Genomic DNA, 15499 nt, shown 5'->3' with positions numbered 1-15499 from the left:
ATGCCGGGCCGTGCGTGGCGCCCTGTCTACGGCCCGGCAGTTCGAACTGCACGCGCCACGGGCCCGGTTCGTAGCGGGGTAGGCAAGTTATCTCTTTCGACGACGGCGTGCGGCCACGATCCGCTGACGTTCCTGTTTTCGAAGGACACGCGGGCCGTGACCGGGGAGACCGGTTCGGGAATCAAAGGCCAATTCGATTGTGGGGCCGCCGAATTCACGCTTTCGGGGAAGCATGGCGGGTGTGCGCGCGGCTCGTTCAGAATGGGCCGGATGACACGAGAGGGCACCCTGCACGTGACCGGTGAGCATCTGCGGCTGGCCCGCACGGTGCGGGACTTCCATCTGATGGGCCACGCGCCGCGCCGCTGCGACGTGGCGGTCGGACTCGGCAGCTACGACCTGGAGGTGGCCGCGCACTGCGCGGAGCTCTACCACGCCGGCCACTTCCCCACCCTGCTGTTCACCGGCGCCCACACGCCGCTGACCGCCGCGCGCTTCCCCCGCGGCGAGGCCGTCGCCTACCGCGAGCACGCCGTCTCGCTCGGCGTGCCGGAGGACGCCGTGCTGGTGGAGCCGCACGCCACCAACACCGGCGAGAACATCGCGTACTCCCGCGACCTGCTGGAGCGCGCCGGCATCGGGCCGCGCTCGGTGCTGCTGGTCGCGAAGCTGGAGCGGCGCCCGTACGCGACGGCGCGCAAGCAGTGGCCCGGCGTGGAGTTCGTGTGCTCCTCGCCGCGGCGCGGGATCGAGGAGTACGCGGCCGAGGCGGGCGGCGACCCGAAGCTGATCATCGACGTGCTGGTCGGCGAGCTCCAGCGGATCATCGAATACCCCGCGCTGGGCCACACCGTCCCCATGGAGATCCCCGAGGAGGTCCGTGCGGCGTACGAGACGCTCCGCGAAGCGGGCTACACGGGGTACGCGATCCGCCGCTGACCACGGCGTCCGCCCCCGGACACGATGCGCGGCCCTTGCTTGGAGTGAACTCCAAGGACTTGGCTGAGCCCCATGAAGTACACACAGCTCGGCCGCACCGGCCTCAAGGTGAGCCGCATCGTCCTCGGGACCATGAACTTCGGGCCGCAGACCGACGAGGCCGGGAGCCACGCCATCATGGACGCCGCGCTCGGCGCGGGCATCAACTTCTTCGACACCGCCAACGTCTACGGCTGGGGCGAGAACAAGGGCCGCACCGAGGAGATCCTCGGAAGCTGGTTCGCCAAGGGCGGCGACCGCAGGGACAAGACGGTCCTGGCCACCAAGCTGTACGCCAACATGGCGGCCGGCGACCCCTGGCCCAACCACGACCTGCTGTCCGCGGTGAACATCCGCCGCTCCGTCGAGGGCAGCCTGCGCCGCCTGGGCACCGACCGCATCGACCTGCTGCAGTTCCACCACGTGGACCGCAGGACCCCGTGGGAGGAGATCTGGCAGGCCGTCGACGTCCTCGTGCAGCAGGGCAAGGTGCTCTACACCGGCTCCTCCAACCACGCGGGCTGGAACCTCGCGCAGGCCAACGAGACCGCCGCGCGCCGCGGTTCCCTCGGCCTGGTCAGCGAGCAGTGCCTCTACAACCTCGCGGAGCGCCGCGCCGAGATGGAGGTGGTCCCCGCCGCGCGCGAGTACGGCCTCGGCGTGATCCCCTGGTCGCCGCTGCACGGCGGGCTGCTGGGCGGCGCGATCCGCAAGGAGCGCGAGGGCGGCGGTGCGCGCACCTCATCGGGCCGCTCGGCCGACGCGCTCGCCAACTCGCGCCTGCGCGACCAGGTGCAGCGCTACGAGGACCTGCTCGACAAGCACGGCCTGGAGCCGGGCGAGACGGCGCTCGCCTGGCTGCTCACCCGCCCCGGCGTCACGGGGCCGATCGTCGGCCCGCGTACGGCGGAGCAGCTCGACTCGGCGCTGCGCGCGGTCGAACTCGAACTGGACGAGGAGCTGCTCTCCTCGCTCGACGGGATCTTCCCCGGCCCTGGGCCGTCCCCTGAGGCGTTCGCCTGGTGATCCGGCGCCCGAGCCGGAAAGCGGCGTAACCGGTAGCCGGCGCAACCAGCGCGACCGGCGTCCGCAGGCACCGCGCAAGGCGCCCGGCGGCACCACGCCGCCGGGTGCTCAGCGGCCGAGCGCCGCTCCCACCGTCACCACGACGAACATCAGCAACAGCGCCCCGGTGACGATCCGCATCCTGGTCTTGGCATTCACGCCTCCAACGGTAACCGGGCCGCTCACCCTTCCAGCGGCCAGCCCGCCACCCGCTCGTAGCGGGGCTGTTCGCCGGGTACGCCGCTGTCCGGCAGCCTGCTGCGTACCAGCGTGAGTTCGGTCACGGTCCACGGCGTACCCCGGAATCCGTCCAGCGCGGCGGCGAAGGGGCGCAGGTCGGCCGACCGGCCCTTGCGGGGCCTGGCCAGCGAGAGGTGCGGGCGGAAGCGGCCCGGCGGGTCCATCGCGAGCCCGGCCCTGCGGCCCGCCGCGGCGGCGCGCTCGCCGAGCCGCGTGAGGTGCTCGCGGTCGCCGCCGACCCCGGCCCACAGCACCTGCGCGCCGAACCGGCCGCCGCCCGCGAGGCACAGCTCCATGCGGGGCGAGCGCGCCGCGGCACGGGCCAGCCGTTCGCGCAGGTCATCGTCGGTGTGCTCGGGCACCTCGCCGTAGAAGGCGAGGGTCAGGTGCCAGTTGCCCGGGTCGGCCCAGCGGAGCTCGCCGGCACCCGGCAGCGCCGCCAATCCGCGTACGGCGCTGCCCAGTTCGTCCCTGGCCTCCTGCGGCGGCATGACCGCGGCGAACAGTCTCATCGGCCCAGTCTCGCCCTCACGCGCCCGTCCTCACACGGCGGAGGCGACCCGCTCGCGCTCGGCCTCGCGCTCCGCCGGGACGAAGCGGATGAACGGCGCCGAGGGCCGCACCCGTACGCGCAGACCGCTGGCCCGCGCCAGCACCAGGCCGACGGCCGCGGCGATCCCCGCCGAGATCAGCCCGCCGGTGAGGAAGCCGATCCGGGCGCCGAACTCGTCGGTCACCCACCCCATGACGGGACCGCCGATGGGCGTGCCGCCGACGAACACCATCATGTAGAGGCTCATGACGCGGCCGCGCATGGTGGCGTCCGAGGCCATTTGCACGCTCGCGTTCGCGGTGACGTTGAAGGTCAGGCCCATGATCCCGATGGGCGCCATGAGCGCCGCGAACAGCCAGTACGACGGGGAGAGCGCGGCGGCCATCTCCAGCACGCCGAACAGCAGCGCCGCTCCTGCCATGAGCCGCATCCGGGTGGTGCCGCGCCGGGCCGCGAGCAGCGCGCCGGCCACCGAGCCGACCGCCATGAGCGTGTTCAGCATCGCGTACGTACCGGCGCCCTCGCTGAAGACGCCGTCGGTGAACGCGGTCAGCCAGATCGGGAAGTTGAAGCCGAAGGTGCCGACGAAGCCCACCAGCACGATGGGCCACAGCAGTTCGGGGTGGCTGCGCACATAGCTGAGCCCCTCGCGGAGCTGTCCCTTGCCACGGCGTACGGGCTCGCTGACGTGCAGTTCGGATGTCCGCATCAGCAGCAGCCCCGTCAGCGGCGCGACGAACGAGAGCCCGTTGAAGAGGAAGGCCCAGCCGCTGCCGACGGCGGAGATCAGCACGCCGGCGACGGCGGGACCGACGATGCGGGCGCTCTGGAAGTTGGCCGAGTTGAGCGAGACCGCGTTGCGTATCTGGTCGGGTCCGACCATCTCGGAGACGAAGGTCTGGCGGGTCGGGTTGTCGAGCACGGTGGCCAGGCCGAGCACGAAGGCCAGCACATACACGTGGGCGACGTGGACCTGCCCGGTGAGCGTGAGCGCCGCCAGCGCGAGGCCGGTGAGCCCCATCACGGACTGGGTGGCGAAGAGCAGCTTCCGCTTGTTGCACCTGTCGGCGATCACACCGCCGTACAGGCCGAAGAGGAGCATCGGCAGGAACTGCAGCGCGGTCGTGATGCCGACCGCCGTGGAGGACCCGGTGAGGCTGTGCACCAGCCAGTCCTGGGCGATGCGCTGCATCCAGGTGCCGGTGTTGGACACCGCCTGGCCCATGGCGAAGAGCCGGTAGTTGCGGATCCTCAGCGAGCTGAACATCGAGGGCTTCGCGGCCCTTTTCGTTGCTGTCTTCTTCTCGTCGTTCCGGGGTGCGGGTGCGGAGTCTGCTCCGTGGCCCGAACTCACTGCGGCTTCGCCTCCTCGGCGTCTCGTGGCGCGCTCCTTACAAATGCGCGAGTTTCTCCAGCACGGGCGCGGCGGCGCGGAGCCGCGCCCACTCGTCCTCGTCCAGCTCGCCCGCGAGCTTCTGCAGCCAGACGTTCCGCTTCTCCCTGCTGGCGGCGAGCATCGACTCGGCCTGCTCGGTCTGCGTGACGACCTTCTGCCGCCGGTCCTCGGGGTGCGGATCGAGCCGGACCAGCCCCTTGCCCTCCAGCAGCGCCACGATGCGGGTCATCGACGGCGGCTGCACGTGCTCCTTGCGGGCCAGCTCGCTGGGGGTGGCAGAGCCGCAGCGCGCGAGGGTGCCGAGCACCGACATCTCGGTGGGGCTCAGCGACTCGTCCACGCGCTGGTGCTTGAGCCGCCGGGAGAGCCGCATGACGGCGGAGCGCAGCGCGTTCACCGCGGCGGTGTCGGCGTCCTCTGTTGTGGGCTGTTCGGCGGGTACGGGGAGTTCCGGGTCCGGCATGACCATTAGAGTAACTCATTACCCTGACTAAAGACCAGCGAGGGGTTCCCGCTCACTCATACGTGTGAGCCGGTAAAGGAAAAGGACCCGCGACACCCACATCACCGGACACCGTAGAGCGCATGACCGACAGGAACGGTACGACGTCGAAGGTGCTCAGCCTGCGGCTGGACCGGGAGCTGTTCGACAGGCTGAGCCGGCACGCCGCCCGACGAGGAATGAGCGTCCAGGACTATGTCGTGCGGACGCTCGTGCGCGACGACTTCGACGAACGCTTCAAGGCGTCCGTCGACGAGACGGAACGCTTCTACGGCCCGCCGGTCGCCTGAAGCTCCCCCACGTTCCACGGCACAAGGTTCCCCGGCACAAGAAGGCGGGGGCGGGCCCGCACAGGACCCGCCCCCGCCGTCGTACGAAGCGCGCTCTCCCTACTTCGCTCCGACGAGCTGCTCGATCGGATGGAGCATGAAGTAGACGAGGAAGCAGAGCCCGACCACGTTCAGCAGCCACGGCACCTCGCGGAAGCGGCCGTTCGCGGCGCGCAGGACGATGAAGGCGAGCACGCCGATCCCGATGCCGTTGGTGATGCTGTAGGTGAAGGGCATCGACACCATGGTCAGGAACGCCGGGATGCCGACCGACGGGTCGCCCCAGTCGATGTCCCGCACGTTCGAGGACAGGATCAGGAAGCCGACCACCAGCAGCGCCGGGGTCGCGGCCTGCGAGGGCACCACCTTGGCCAGCGGCGTGAAGATCAGCGACAGCAGGAAGAGCCCGCCGGTCATGACGTTCGCCAGGCCGGTGCGCGCGCCCTCGCCGACGCCGGCGGTGGACTCCACGAAGCAGGTGTTCGCCGAGCAGGAGCCGAAGCCGCCGCCCGCGACGCCGATGCCGTCCATGAAGAGGATCCGGCCCATGTTCGGGAGCTGCCCGCGCTCGTCGGCCAGGCCCGACTCCTCGCCGACGCCGATGATCGTGCCCATCGCGTCGAAGAATCCGGAGAGCAGCACGGTGAAGACGAAGAGGCAGCCGGTCAGCAGACCGACCTCCTTGAACCCGCCGAACAGGCTGATGTTCCCGATCAGCCCGAAGTCAGGGGAGCCGACCACCGAGTCGGGAATGTGCGGAACGGACAGGCCCCAGGAGGCGTCCGGGATCTTCGCGATCGAGTTGATCACGATGGCGAGCACGGTCATCGCCGCGATCCCGATGAGGATCGAGCCCTTCACCTTCCGTACGAGAAGGAAGTACATCAGCGCCAGGCCGATCACGAAGACCAGGACCGGCCAGCCCTGGAGCTGCCCGCCGGTGCCCAGGCCCAGCGGGACCGTGGTGTTCGCGGAGTCGGGATTGCGCGTGACGAAGCCGGAGTCGACCAGCCCGATGAGGGAGATGAACAGGCCGATGCCGATCGCGATCGCGCGGCGCAGCCCGTTCGGGATGGCGTCCATCACCCGCTGTCTGAGCCCCGAGGCCACCAGGAGCATCAGCACGATGCCCGCCCAGACGACCATGCCCATCGCGTCGGGCCAGGACATCTTGGGCGCGAGCTGGAGGGCGACCACGGCGTTGATGCCGAGACCCGCGGCCAGCGCGATCGGCACGTTGCCGATCATGCCCATCAGCAGGGTGGTGAGCCCGGCCATCAGCGCGGTGGCGGTGACGAGCTGACCGTTGTCGAGATGCTGGCCGTACTTGTCGGTGCCTGCTCCGAGGATGATCGGGTTCAGCACGATGATGTACGCCATCGCGAAGAAGGTGGCGAGGCCGCCGCGGATCTCCCCGCCGACGGTGGAGCCGCGCTCCGAGATCTTGAAGAAGCGGTCCAGGACGTTGTGGTGCTGGGGACCGGGAGCCGGCGGCTTCCCGTCCTCGACCGAAGCGGCCGAAGAAGACATGCGGGACCTCGTATCGGGGGGTGTTTTCGGGGGTCGGTACCCGGCCTTGGAGCATCCCACGATGCAATCCGGTCAGATCCGACCTGGATCAGTATGAACAAACAACCTTTGTGATCGCTATCTTCGCGCGTAGACCCCTGCAGGCGGTCGCTACCCTGGACCGGGAACGATCGGCCCCGCCGGGCCGGATGGAGGGAGCCGCGGTCATGGGCCTGATGGACAAGTGGACGAGCGGGGAGCGGGAGGCTCCGGAGCCGCTGGAGGGGCCCGTCGTCGGGACGATCACCACGGGCACGCTGGTGTGGCTGGTTCTCTTCCTCGGCCAGCTCCCCTTCTACGGCTGGTTCTCCGAGAACGGCCACGCGTGGTGGGTGTGGACGTGCGCGGCCGGCGCGGGGCTGGGGGCGCTGGGCGTCTGGTACGTACGGCGCCGGGACGCGGCGATCAAGGCGGCGGCCGCCGAGCAGTAGCCGAGCGGCGAGCAGTAGCCGAGCGGCGAGCAACCCGCGGCGTTCCGCGACCCACACTTCGGTAGCGACCGCTGCCGAGCGGAGCAAGGCGCGTCCGGTGGCGCGGAGCGTCAACGGTCGCGCCGTCACTCACAAGGCAGTCGGAACCACCCGCCCATATCCCGCCGCAGCGAAAAGTGGCCCAAAGCGTTCCGGATCGGCGGTCACAGCGCAAACCGCACACAAAAGGCGACACACCCGCAGGGTTCTCCGTACCGTCAAAACATGACGGAAACGGCCCGACAGGCCACGGGACTGACCACCGCCGAGGTCGCGGAGCGGACCGCGCGCGGCGAGGTCAACGACGTCCCCGCGCACCGCAGCCGCTCCGCCGCGGACATCGTGCGGGCCAACGTCTTTACCCGCTTCAACGCCATCATCGGCGTCCTCTTCCTGATCATCCTGGTGGTCGGCCCGATCCAGGACGGCCTGTTCGGCTTCGTGATCGTCGCGAACACGGCGATCGGCATCCTCCAGGAGCTCCGCGCCAAGCGGACCCTGGACAACCTCGCGGTGATCGGCGAGACCCGCCCCGTGGTGCGCCGCGACGGCGCGGCCGTCTCCGTACCCACGAACGAGATCGTGCTCGGCGACCTCATCGAGCTCGGCCCCGGCGACAAGTGCGTGGTGGACGGCGAGATCACCGAGGCGGAAGGGCTGGAGGTGGACGAGTCGCTGCTGACCGGCGAGGCCGACGCCGTGCTCAAGCAGCCCGGCGACCGCGTGCTGTCCGGCAGCTTCGTGACGGCCGGCGGCGGCGCCTTCACCGCGACCCGGGTCGGTGCCGAGGCGTACGCGGCGCAGCTCGCCGAGGAGGCGTCCCGCTTCACCCTGGTCCACTCCGAGCTGCGGAACGGGATCAGCACGATCCTCAAATACATCACCTGGATGATGGTCCCGGCGGCCGTGGGCCTGGTGGTCAGCCAGCTCGTCGTCTCACACCACGACGTGTACGAGGCCGTGCGCCGGATGGTCGGCGGCATCGTGCCGATGGTCCCCGAGGGCCTGGTGCTGCTCACGTCGGTGGCCTTCGCGATCGGCGTGATCCGGCTGGGCCGCAAGCAGTGCCTGGTGCAGGAGCTGCCCGCGATCGAGGGCCTGGCCAGGGTGGACGTGGTGTGCCTGGACAAGACGGGCACGCTCACCGAGGGCGGCATGGACGTACGCGAGACGCGCCCGCTGGCCGGAGAAGAGGCCCCTTACATCGGCCGGGTGCTGGGCGCGCTCGGCGCGGCCGACCCGCATCCCAACGCGAGCCTCCAGGCGATCGCGGACGCCTACCCGGCGCCCGAGGGCTGGCGGGTGACGGACGCGCTGCCGTTCTCCTCGGCGAGGAAGTACAGCGGCGCGACGCTGGAGCCCCCTAGGGTCCTCAGGGGCCCGGAGAACCCTGACGGCGGCCCCGAGAACCCCGAGAACCCCGACGACCCGCAGCGGTCATCCCGTACGTGGCTGCTCGGCGCCCCCGACGTCCTGCTCCCTCAGGGTCACCCCGTACTGGCCGAGGCGGACGAGCTGAACGCGGAGGGGCTGCGGGTCCTGCTGCTGGCCCGCGCCGAGGGCGCGCCCGGTGACCCCGAGGTGGCTCAATCGGCACGACCCGCGGCGCTGGCCGTGCTGGAGCAGCGGCTGCGACCCGACGCCGGGGACACCCTGGGGTACTTCGCCGAGCAGGACGTGCAGACGAAGATCATCTCGGGGGACAACGCGGTCTCGGTCGGAGCGGTCGCCGCGAAGCTGGAGCTGCCCGGCGCGACGGCGCCCGTGGACGCGCGCCAACTGCCCGAGACGCACGAGGAGATGGCCGACGGCCTGGAGTCGGGAACGGTCTTCGGGCGGGTCACTCCGCAGCAGAAGCAGTCGATGGTGGGCGCGTTGCAGTCGCGCGGGCACCACGTGGCGATGACCGGCGACGGCGTGAACGACGTCCTCGCGCTGAAGGACGCCGACATCGGGGTGTCGATGGGCTCGGGCTCCGAGGCCACCAAGGCGGTCGCGCAGATCGTGCTGCTCGACGACAGCTTCGCGACCCTCCCCTCGGTGGTCGCCGAGGGCCGCCGGGTGATCGGCAACATCGAGCGGGTCGCCAACCTCTTCCTCACCAAGACCGTCTACTCGGTGCTGCTCGCCGTGCTGGTGATCTGCTGGCAGATCCCCTATCCGTTCCTGCCGCGGCACCTCACGCTGCTGTCCTCGCTGACGATCGGGGTCCCCGCGTTCTTCCTGGCCCTGGCACCGAACAAGGAGCGCGCGCAGCCGCACTTCGTGCGCCGGGTGATGCGGTACGCGATCCCCTCCGGGCTCATCGCGGGCGCCGCGACCTTCGCGACCTATCTGCTGGCCCGGCACTACTACACCGGCCCGGACGCGCTGAGCGCCGAGACGAGCGTGGCGACCCTGACGCTGTTCCTGATCGCCATGTGGGTGCTGGCGATCGTGGCGCGGCCCTACACGTGGTGGCGGGTGTGCCTGGTGGCCGCGATGGGGGTGGGGTTCCTGGTGGTGCTGGTGACGCCGTGGCTCCAGGACTTCTTCGCGCTGCGGCTCGTGGGGACGGTCATGCCGTGGACGGCGGTCGGCGTGGCGGTGGTGGCCGCCGGAGTGCTGGAGTTCGCGTGGCGCGTGGTGGCCCGGCGATTCCCGGCGTAATCCTCCGGGCAATTCGGAATACTCGCACAGACCACCGCGGTGACGGCCTCACCAACTAGGCGACATCCTCACCAACTACCTGGGTGTAGAAGGAAATTGGGGGTGCAATTCCCCCTCCGGCGCATTGCCGCTCATGTATGATCTTGCAAGATCTTCCGGGGCGGCACGGGGACATCCGCCGCTCCGGAATCCAGAACAACAATGGGGGAAATCATGCGCGTTTCCGTGCGCACCGCCGCGGCCGTCGCCGCCGCCGCGCTCATTCCGGTGCTCGCCGCTCCGGCCGCCTCGGCGGCCACCGAATCCGGCACGCCGCAGACCCGCTCGTCCTTCGACTGCCCGCACGACGGGCGCATCACGCCCGGTGACACCTGCACCGAGCTGGACAACGGCGTACTCGTGCTGCACGCGTCCAACGACCCGCACGACAAGCCGCACACCGGCATCGACGTCGAGTACTACAAGGAGTCAGGCGGCAAGGTGAAGGGCAAGCTCGGCTACCGCCGTGCCGGCGCGAACCACTGGGGCAAGACCCGCACCTTCACCTCGGTGACCGCGAGCCAGCAGTGGAACCCGAAGCGGAGCTGCAAGGCGATCGCGGGCATTCTGCACGCGGGCGGAAAGACCTTCCGCACTCCGGCAGTGAAGCCCTGCCACTGATACGGAACGACCCCCGTCCCGAAGGGGCGGGGGTTTTCCCTTTCCGGGAGCCGCGGGAGCCGTAAAGGCTCAGAACGGATACCAGCGCACCGAGGTGTCGCCCTCGCGCAGCGAGCCCACCCGGCGCGCGAACTCCCGCGCGGCCGCCGGATTTCCGGGCACACGCTGCGCCACCCACGCGCAGCTCGCCGTCTCCCGGGCGCCGCGCAGCAGGGCGCAGCCCTCCCATTCCCGTACATCCCACCCGTAGGTGCCGGTGAACGCGGCGTACTCGGTGTCCGGCACCCCGTAGCGGTCGTGGCTGAGGGCCATCACCACGAGGTCGTGCTCGCGCATGTCGGAGGCGAAGGTCTCCAGGTCGACCAGTACGGGTCCGTCGGGTCCGACCCTGACGTTGCGGGGCAGCGCGTCGCCGTGGATCGGGCCGCCGGGCAGCACGGGCGCCAGCTCCTTCACCGCGGTCGCGAAGTCGTCCCTGCGGGCCCTGAGGTACGCGGCGTCCTCCGGCGGGATCGCGTCGCCCGCGATGCGCAGCCAGCGCTCCACCCCGCCGAGCAGTTCGCGCGGCGGCAGCGGGAAGGGCGGCTCGGGCAGCGCGTGCACCTGGAGGATCAGCTCGGCGAGGTCGGCGGCGCCGGGAGCCCTTACGGGGTCCGGCAGCCGCTCCCAGTAGGTGACCGGGTGGCCCTCCACCAGCCGCACGTCGGGGCGCGCGGCGCGGACGGCCGGAACGCCGCGCGCGGAGAGCCAGTTGGCGACGCGCAGCTCGCGCTCGGCCCTGACGACCAGCTCGGGATCGGCGCGCCCGACCCTGACGACGGGGCCGCTGTCGGGGCCGCCGAACACCGCGTTCTCCCCGAGCGAGAGCAGCGGCGCCCCCGCGTCCTCGCCCGCGGCCCCGAGCAGCACACGCGCACGGTCCTCGGTGAACGCCTCGTCTCCGAGCACGGTTCGGCTCCTCGCTGACAGTCCGTCTCCTCCGGGCCCCGGCCCCCGCTCCCGGGCACCGGAACTCCCAGGTGAGCGTATCCGCCGCCGCCCGCCGGCATGCCTCCGGGCAGCGGGAGGTCACCCAGGGGCACTGCCAGGGGTGCTGTCAGGGGCACGGCGCGGCGCCTCATCGGGCCCGGCGAACGGCGTGCTCCGCGCCGTTCGCCCCGCGACCTCGGCCGGCAGGCCGATGTCGCGGCGCGCGGCCTCGTAGAAGCCGACCCGGCACTCGCGTTGGGCGGTCAGCAGGGCGGCCCACTCCTCGGGTGAGTCCCGCGTGCCCGTCCGTACGAAGCGCTCCAGGCGCTCCACCGCGCGGGCCCACAGGCGCGCGGCGTCGGCCACCTCGGGGGAGCCGAGCAGCAGCACCTGCTCCCAGGCCAGGTCACGCCGCTCGGACGCCTCGGCGAGCGACGGCGCCGCGTCCTCGGGCGTGCGCGGCTGGGGGTGCGGATCGTTCCCCAGGTGCGCCGACACCCGGTAGAGCAGCGACACCGTCGCCTTGAGGGAGCGGGCGTAGTCGCCGTACGCGGTGAGGCGGCGCTCCTCCCAGCGTGCCCGCTGCTCCCGGCGGAAGCGGGCGCGGTCGCCGTGCATCACCGCGAGGTACGAGCCGAGCGCGCCGATCACCACGCCCACCAGGGCCGGGAGTTGCTGGAGGAAGGCGGACATCCCCGTACGGTAGCCGCCCCCTAGGGGCCCTAGGGGGCGGGTTCCCCGCTAGTCCAGAGGCTGGTCGAACCAGCGGGCGCGGGCCAACTCCGCCTCCCTGGACGGGTCTTCGAGCAGGGCCGCCGTCTCGAAGCGGCGGGACCAGGCGCCCGCCGCCCAGGCCAGGCCGGCGGCGACGCCCTCCAGGGTGGCCGCGTGGAGCACGCCGTCGCGGGTCAGGCGCCAGTCCGACTCGACGCCGTCGACGAGGAGTTCGTCGTGTTCCCGGTAGGTGGCCGGGGCGCCCGGGAGCAGCGAGTGCACCGCGGCGGGCACCTCCCGCTCGGTGCCCGCGCCACCCGGCTCGCCGGGTACGGCGTCGCCGAGCCGCCGCACGTCCAGCACCGCGGCCAGGTCGGCCGCGCGGTCGGGGCGCACCGGCAGCAGCGGCCGCGCGCCGGCCAGGGGCACCAGGTCGGGCGCGTCCGCGACCAGGGCCTCGGCGGCGTCGGCCACCAGCACCTCGCCCGTACCGGCGAGCACGGCGCGCACCTCCTCGGGCAGCGTGACCCCGTCGGGGTCGAGGTCGGCCAGCAGCCCGTACAGGCCGTGCAGTTGGGCGGCCGACACCTCCAGCGCGGGGTCGGCGAGGCGGGCCAGGAGCTCGGCGGCGCCGCCCGGCTCGTCCAGCAGCGCGGCGGCCGTGGTGCGGATGCCGAGCGCGCGCAGCACCTGGGGGTCCCCTACGGAGGAGGCGTCGGCCTCCTCGTACAGGCCCTCCAGCAGCCGGTCGCCGCCGGCGGCCCGCAGCCCGGCGGGGTGGCGGCCGTCCAGTACGGGGTGGCCGCGCAGCCACCAGGCGGTGTAGGGGCGCACGGTCTCGCGGCCGCCGTCGGGCAGCAGCACCCTTACGGGGGCGGTCAGCGCATCCCGTAGGGGCGGCTGCGAGAGCATCGCCAGCGCCTCGTCCCAGCGCTCGTCGTCCACCAGGTCCAGATCGCGTACGGCGACGAGCTCGGCGGCGACGGGCGGCACCCCGGCGCCGGTGTCGGGAAGCTGGTCGAGCACGTCCTCGCACCACACGTCGACGGCGTCCAGCACGCCCGCGTCGTCCGGCTCCGGGTAGGGCAGCCCGGTGTCCCGGGGCTCCAGCTCGTCCGGGTCCAGCACCACATCGGTGGCCCTGACCAGCGCGAACTCGGCCAGCACGCCGACGGCCGTCAGCTCCTGGCCACCCCAGCGCTCGGCCAGGTCCTCGTCGACGCGGGCGAGCTCGCCCTCGCGGATGACCCGCTCGAAGGGGCTGCCCGGCAGGACGAGTTCGGCCGCGGGGGCGAGCTCGCCGTCCTCGTCGGGGAGGGCCAGGGCGCCGAGCCAGGGTTCGTCCCCGGGTGACAGACGGGCGTCCCGTACGAGGCCGAGCACCGTCTCCGCGAGTTCCTCGGGGTCGAGGGACCCCTCACCGGGCCCCTCGGGGTCGCCGAGGGTCCAGGCGTCCTCCGCCTCCAGGGAGTTGGCTACGGCGGCGCGCACCTGGGGCGTGTCCAGCACCGCGCGCGGGGTGGCCGGGGTCGCGCCCAGCTTCTCCAGCAGCGGGTGTGCCGCCTCGGCGTGCGCGACCTTCAGCCCCAGCCGGGCCAGCCGCTCCGCGTCGGTGACCGCGTCGGGCAGCGGGAGCAGCACCTGGCGGGGGCCGATGGTGGTGCGCCCGTCGGCGAGCGGCACCGGCAGCCCGGTGAGCCGGTCGGGGTCCACTCCGGCCAGCGAGTCGTACAGCCGCCGCCACCACTCCGGGGAACGCTCGACGCCCGCGAGCCGGTCGATGATCTCGCCCAGCGGGACCCGCGCGACCTCCAGGGCGCGCAGTTCCGCGCGGCGTTCGAGCCCGGCGGGCAGCAGGCTCGGGAACAGCTCCGAGAGCACCGCGACCGTCGCGGCCCCCGCGCCCTCGGCGATCTCCGCGTCCCGGGGGCGCAGCGCGACGGGCTCCCCGGGGTGCGCCCCTGAGCGCTCCCCCGCGAACTCCTTCGTACCGTCCGGCGCCCGGAGACCGCTCTCAGGGGCGTGCGCCGTCCCGTACCCCGAGCCGTCCTCAGGGGCGGCCTCCGCATCCTCGGCGTCCACCCGTGCCGCACCGGCCAGGAAGGGGACATCGGGCAGCCGTTCCAGGAGCAGGCCGCGCAGCCTGCCGTCCAGTTCGCCCTTGCCGAGGGGGCCGGGGACCAGGCCGACGGTGCCGGTGCCGCGCGGGCGCCAGTCGCGGAGCAGCGCGGCGTACGCGTCGGCCGCGCGCTCCAGCAGGAAGTCGGCCAGCGGGCCAGGGGCCGCGTGGCGCCGGGTGGGCTCCAGGGGCAGCGTGGCGATCAACAGGGCCGGGATCCCCAGGGGTTCGTCCGTAGGGGTCGGCGCGTGCACCACGGGGGCGGTGCGCGGGGCGACCGGGTCGCCCTCGGCGTCCACCGGGACCGCCCAGGTCACCGACCAGTGCGGGCGGCGGCGTTCCTCCACGGGGCGGTCGGCGAGCAGCTTCTCGTCGGCGGTGCCGCTGTCGGCCACGAGCCGCCAGCGGGTCGGTTCCGGGGCCGCGGTGTCGTCGATGCGGGTATAGGGGCCATCCTGACTGCGGGTCAGGATCCGTACCCCCTCGGGGGTCTCCACCGCCACCTCGGCCAGACCCGGAAGGGTCAGCAGCAGCGCGTCGTCGATCTCGGCGAGCAGCCGCTCGGCGAGGTCCCGCGCGGCGAGGTCGCGCAGCGGGAGCACCACGGCGGTGTCGTACCCCTCGGGCGCCATGCCCTCGGCGGGCAGCGGCAGCCGCAGCAGGGGTACGTGGCCGTCGCGGCGGCGCAGCTCCTCGTCCAGCTCCGGTACGGAGGCGGCGCGCACGCGCGCGAGTTGGGCCGCCTCGGACAGCGACCAGCGGACGCCGCCGGTGCGGCCGAGCACGGCGGGCTCGTCGCTGACCGCGAGCACGGCGGAGAAGCCGACGCCGAAGCGGCCGACGGTGCGATCGCCGCCTCCCGCGTGGTCGCGCTTGGCCGAGGCGCGGAGGGTGGAGAGGGATTCCGCCGCCTCAGCGTCGAGGGGTTCGCCGGTGTTGGCGGCGACCAGCGTGTCCTCGCCGAGGGTCAGCCTGAGCCTGCCGGGTACGCCGGCGCGGGCGGCCGCGTCGGCGGCGTTCTGCGCGAGTTCGACGACGAGGCGGTCGCGGTAGCCGCCGAGTACGAGCTCCTGCTCGGCGTTGGCGTCCTCGCGGAACCTGGCGGGCGACTGCGCCCAGGCGTCCAGGACGCGGTGGCGCAGGCGCGCGGTGCCGAGGGGGTCGTCCTGGGCCGGGTCCCCGTGCGTCCTTGTCGTTGCGCCGCCGCCACTCACGTGTGCGTGTCCTCTCCGTGCTTTCCGCGTCACCATGGCGTCCGGTTACCCACATCGCGCCGGACGCCCCGT

Annotated in this window: 13 protein-coding genes; 6 read left to right on the top strand and 7 right to left on the bottom strand. The window is 72.4% G+C overall.

The window, feature by feature from the left end:
• Positions 1–270 precede the first annotated feature (270 nt).
• Positions 271–939: a YdcF family protein gene (locus tag ABEE00_RS01160; RefSeq protein WP_345743249.1), complete on the top strand. Its 669-nt coding sequence runs from the start codon at positions 271–273 to the stop codon at positions 937–939.
• A gap of 72 nt (positions 940–1011) precedes the next feature.
• Entirely contained in the window at positions 1012–2004 is a 993-nt protein-coding gene (locus ABEE00_RS01155) for an aldo/keto reductase (protein ID WP_345743248.1), read from the top strand.
• Between the two features lie 221 nt (positions 2005–2225).
• On the opposite strand, the gene thpR is transcribed toward ABEE00_RS01155, so the two are convergent.
• The 3 genes from thpR to ABEE00_RS01140 are packed head-to-tail and all read right to left on the bottom strand — an operon-like array spanning position 2226 to position 4701.
• A complete protein-coding gene (gene thpR / locus ABEE00_RS01150) occupies positions 2226–2795 on the bottom strand; it encodes an RNA 2',3'-cyclic phosphodiesterase (RefSeq protein ID WP_345743247.1) in 570 nt (189 codons plus the stop codon).
• Between the two features lie 30 nt (positions 2796–2825).
• The gene (locus ABEE00_RS01145) at positions 2826–4190 is read right to left on the bottom strand and encodes an MFS transporter (RefSeq protein WP_345743246.1); all 1365 of its coding nucleotides are present in this window, start codon (positions 4188–4190) and stop codon (positions 2826–2828) included.
• 37 nt (positions 4191–4227) lie between these two features.
• Positions 4228–4701: a MarR family winged helix-turn-helix transcriptional regulator gene (locus ABEE00_RS01140; RefSeq protein WP_451918469.1), complete on the bottom strand. Its 474-nt coding sequence runs from the start codon at positions 4699–4701 to the stop codon at positions 4228–4230.
• Positions 4702–4817: 116 nt separating this feature from the next.
• Between ABEE00_RS01140 and ABEE00_RS01135 the strand changes: the two genes are divergently transcribed.
• Positions 4818–5024: a ribbon-helix-helix protein, CopG family gene (locus tag ABEE00_RS01135; protein ID WP_345743244.1), complete on the top strand. Its 207-nt coding sequence runs from the start codon at positions 4818–4820 to the stop codon at positions 5022–5024.
• A 99-nt stretch (positions 5025–5123) separates the two neighbouring features.
• Here the strand turns inward: ABEE00_RS01135 and ABEE00_RS01130 are convergent, their stop codons facing one another.
• The gene (locus ABEE00_RS01130; RefSeq protein WP_345743243.1) at positions 5124–6593 is read right to left on the bottom strand and encodes an NCS2 family permease; all 1470 of its coding nucleotides are present in this window, start codon (positions 6591–6593) and stop codon (positions 5124–5126) included.
• A gap of 215 nt (positions 6594–6808) precedes the next feature.
• On the opposite strand from ABEE00_RS01130, the gene ABEE00_RS01125 reads away from it, so the two are divergent.
• The 3 genes from ABEE00_RS01125 to ABEE00_RS01115 all read left to right on the top strand — a co-directional run bounded on the left by ABEE00_RS01125 (position 6809) and on the right by ABEE00_RS01115 (position 10411).
• Positions 6809–7063, top strand: coding sequence for a DUF2530 domain-containing protein (locus ABEE00_RS01125; RefSeq protein ID WP_345743524.1), 255 nt, complete (start codon positions 6809–6811; stop codon positions 7061–7063).
• Positions 7064–7327: 264 nt separating this feature from the next.
• Positions 7328–9751 carry an HAD-IC family P-type ATPase gene (locus tag ABEE00_RS01120; RefSeq protein WP_345743242.1) on the top strand — a complete coding sequence of 808 codons (2424 nt, stop codon included), beginning with the start codon at positions 7328–7330 and terminating at the stop codon, positions 9749–9751.
• A gap of 213 nt (positions 9752–9964) precedes the next feature.
• A complete protein-coding gene (locus ABEE00_RS01115; RefSeq protein ID WP_345743241.1) occupies positions 9965–10411 on the top strand; it encodes a hypothetical protein in 447 nt (148 codons plus the stop codon).
• 69 nt (positions 10412–10480) lie between these two features.
• On the opposite strand, the gene ABEE00_RS01110 is transcribed toward ABEE00_RS01115, so the two are convergent.
• The 3 genes from ABEE00_RS01110 to ABEE00_RS01100 all read right to left on the bottom strand — a co-directional run bounded on the left by ABEE00_RS01110 (position 10481) and on the right by ABEE00_RS01100 (position 15427).
• Positions 10481–11359: a phosphotransferase enzyme family protein gene (locus ABEE00_RS01110; RefSeq protein ID WP_451918468.1), complete on the bottom strand. Its 879-nt coding sequence runs from the start codon at positions 11357–11359 to the stop codon at positions 10481–10483.
• Positions 11360–11479: 120 nt separating this feature from the next.
• Positions 11480–12073 carry a hypothetical protein gene (locus ABEE00_RS01105; protein ID WP_345743240.1) on the bottom strand — a complete coding sequence of 198 codons (594 nt, stop codon included), beginning with the start codon at positions 12071–12073 and terminating at the stop codon, positions 11480–11482.
• A gap of 48 nt (positions 12074–12121) precedes the next feature.
• Positions 12122–15427 (bottom strand): sacsin N-terminal ATP-binding-like domain-containing protein, encoded by a 3306-nt coding sequence (locus ABEE00_RS01100; RefSeq protein ID WP_345743239.1) that lies wholly within the window; start codon positions 15425–15427, stop codon positions 12122–12124.
• Positions 15428–15499 lie beyond the last annotated feature (72 nt).

This window comes from Streptomyces odontomachicola (genome assembly GCF_039605595.1).
In the GTDB taxonomy this organism is placed as follows: domain Bacteria; phylum Actinomycetota; class Actinomycetes; order Streptomycetales; family Streptomycetaceae; genus Streptomyces.
Note: the sequence above shows the minus strand (reverse complement) of the source record. Positions and strands in the feature narration are given on the sequence as shown.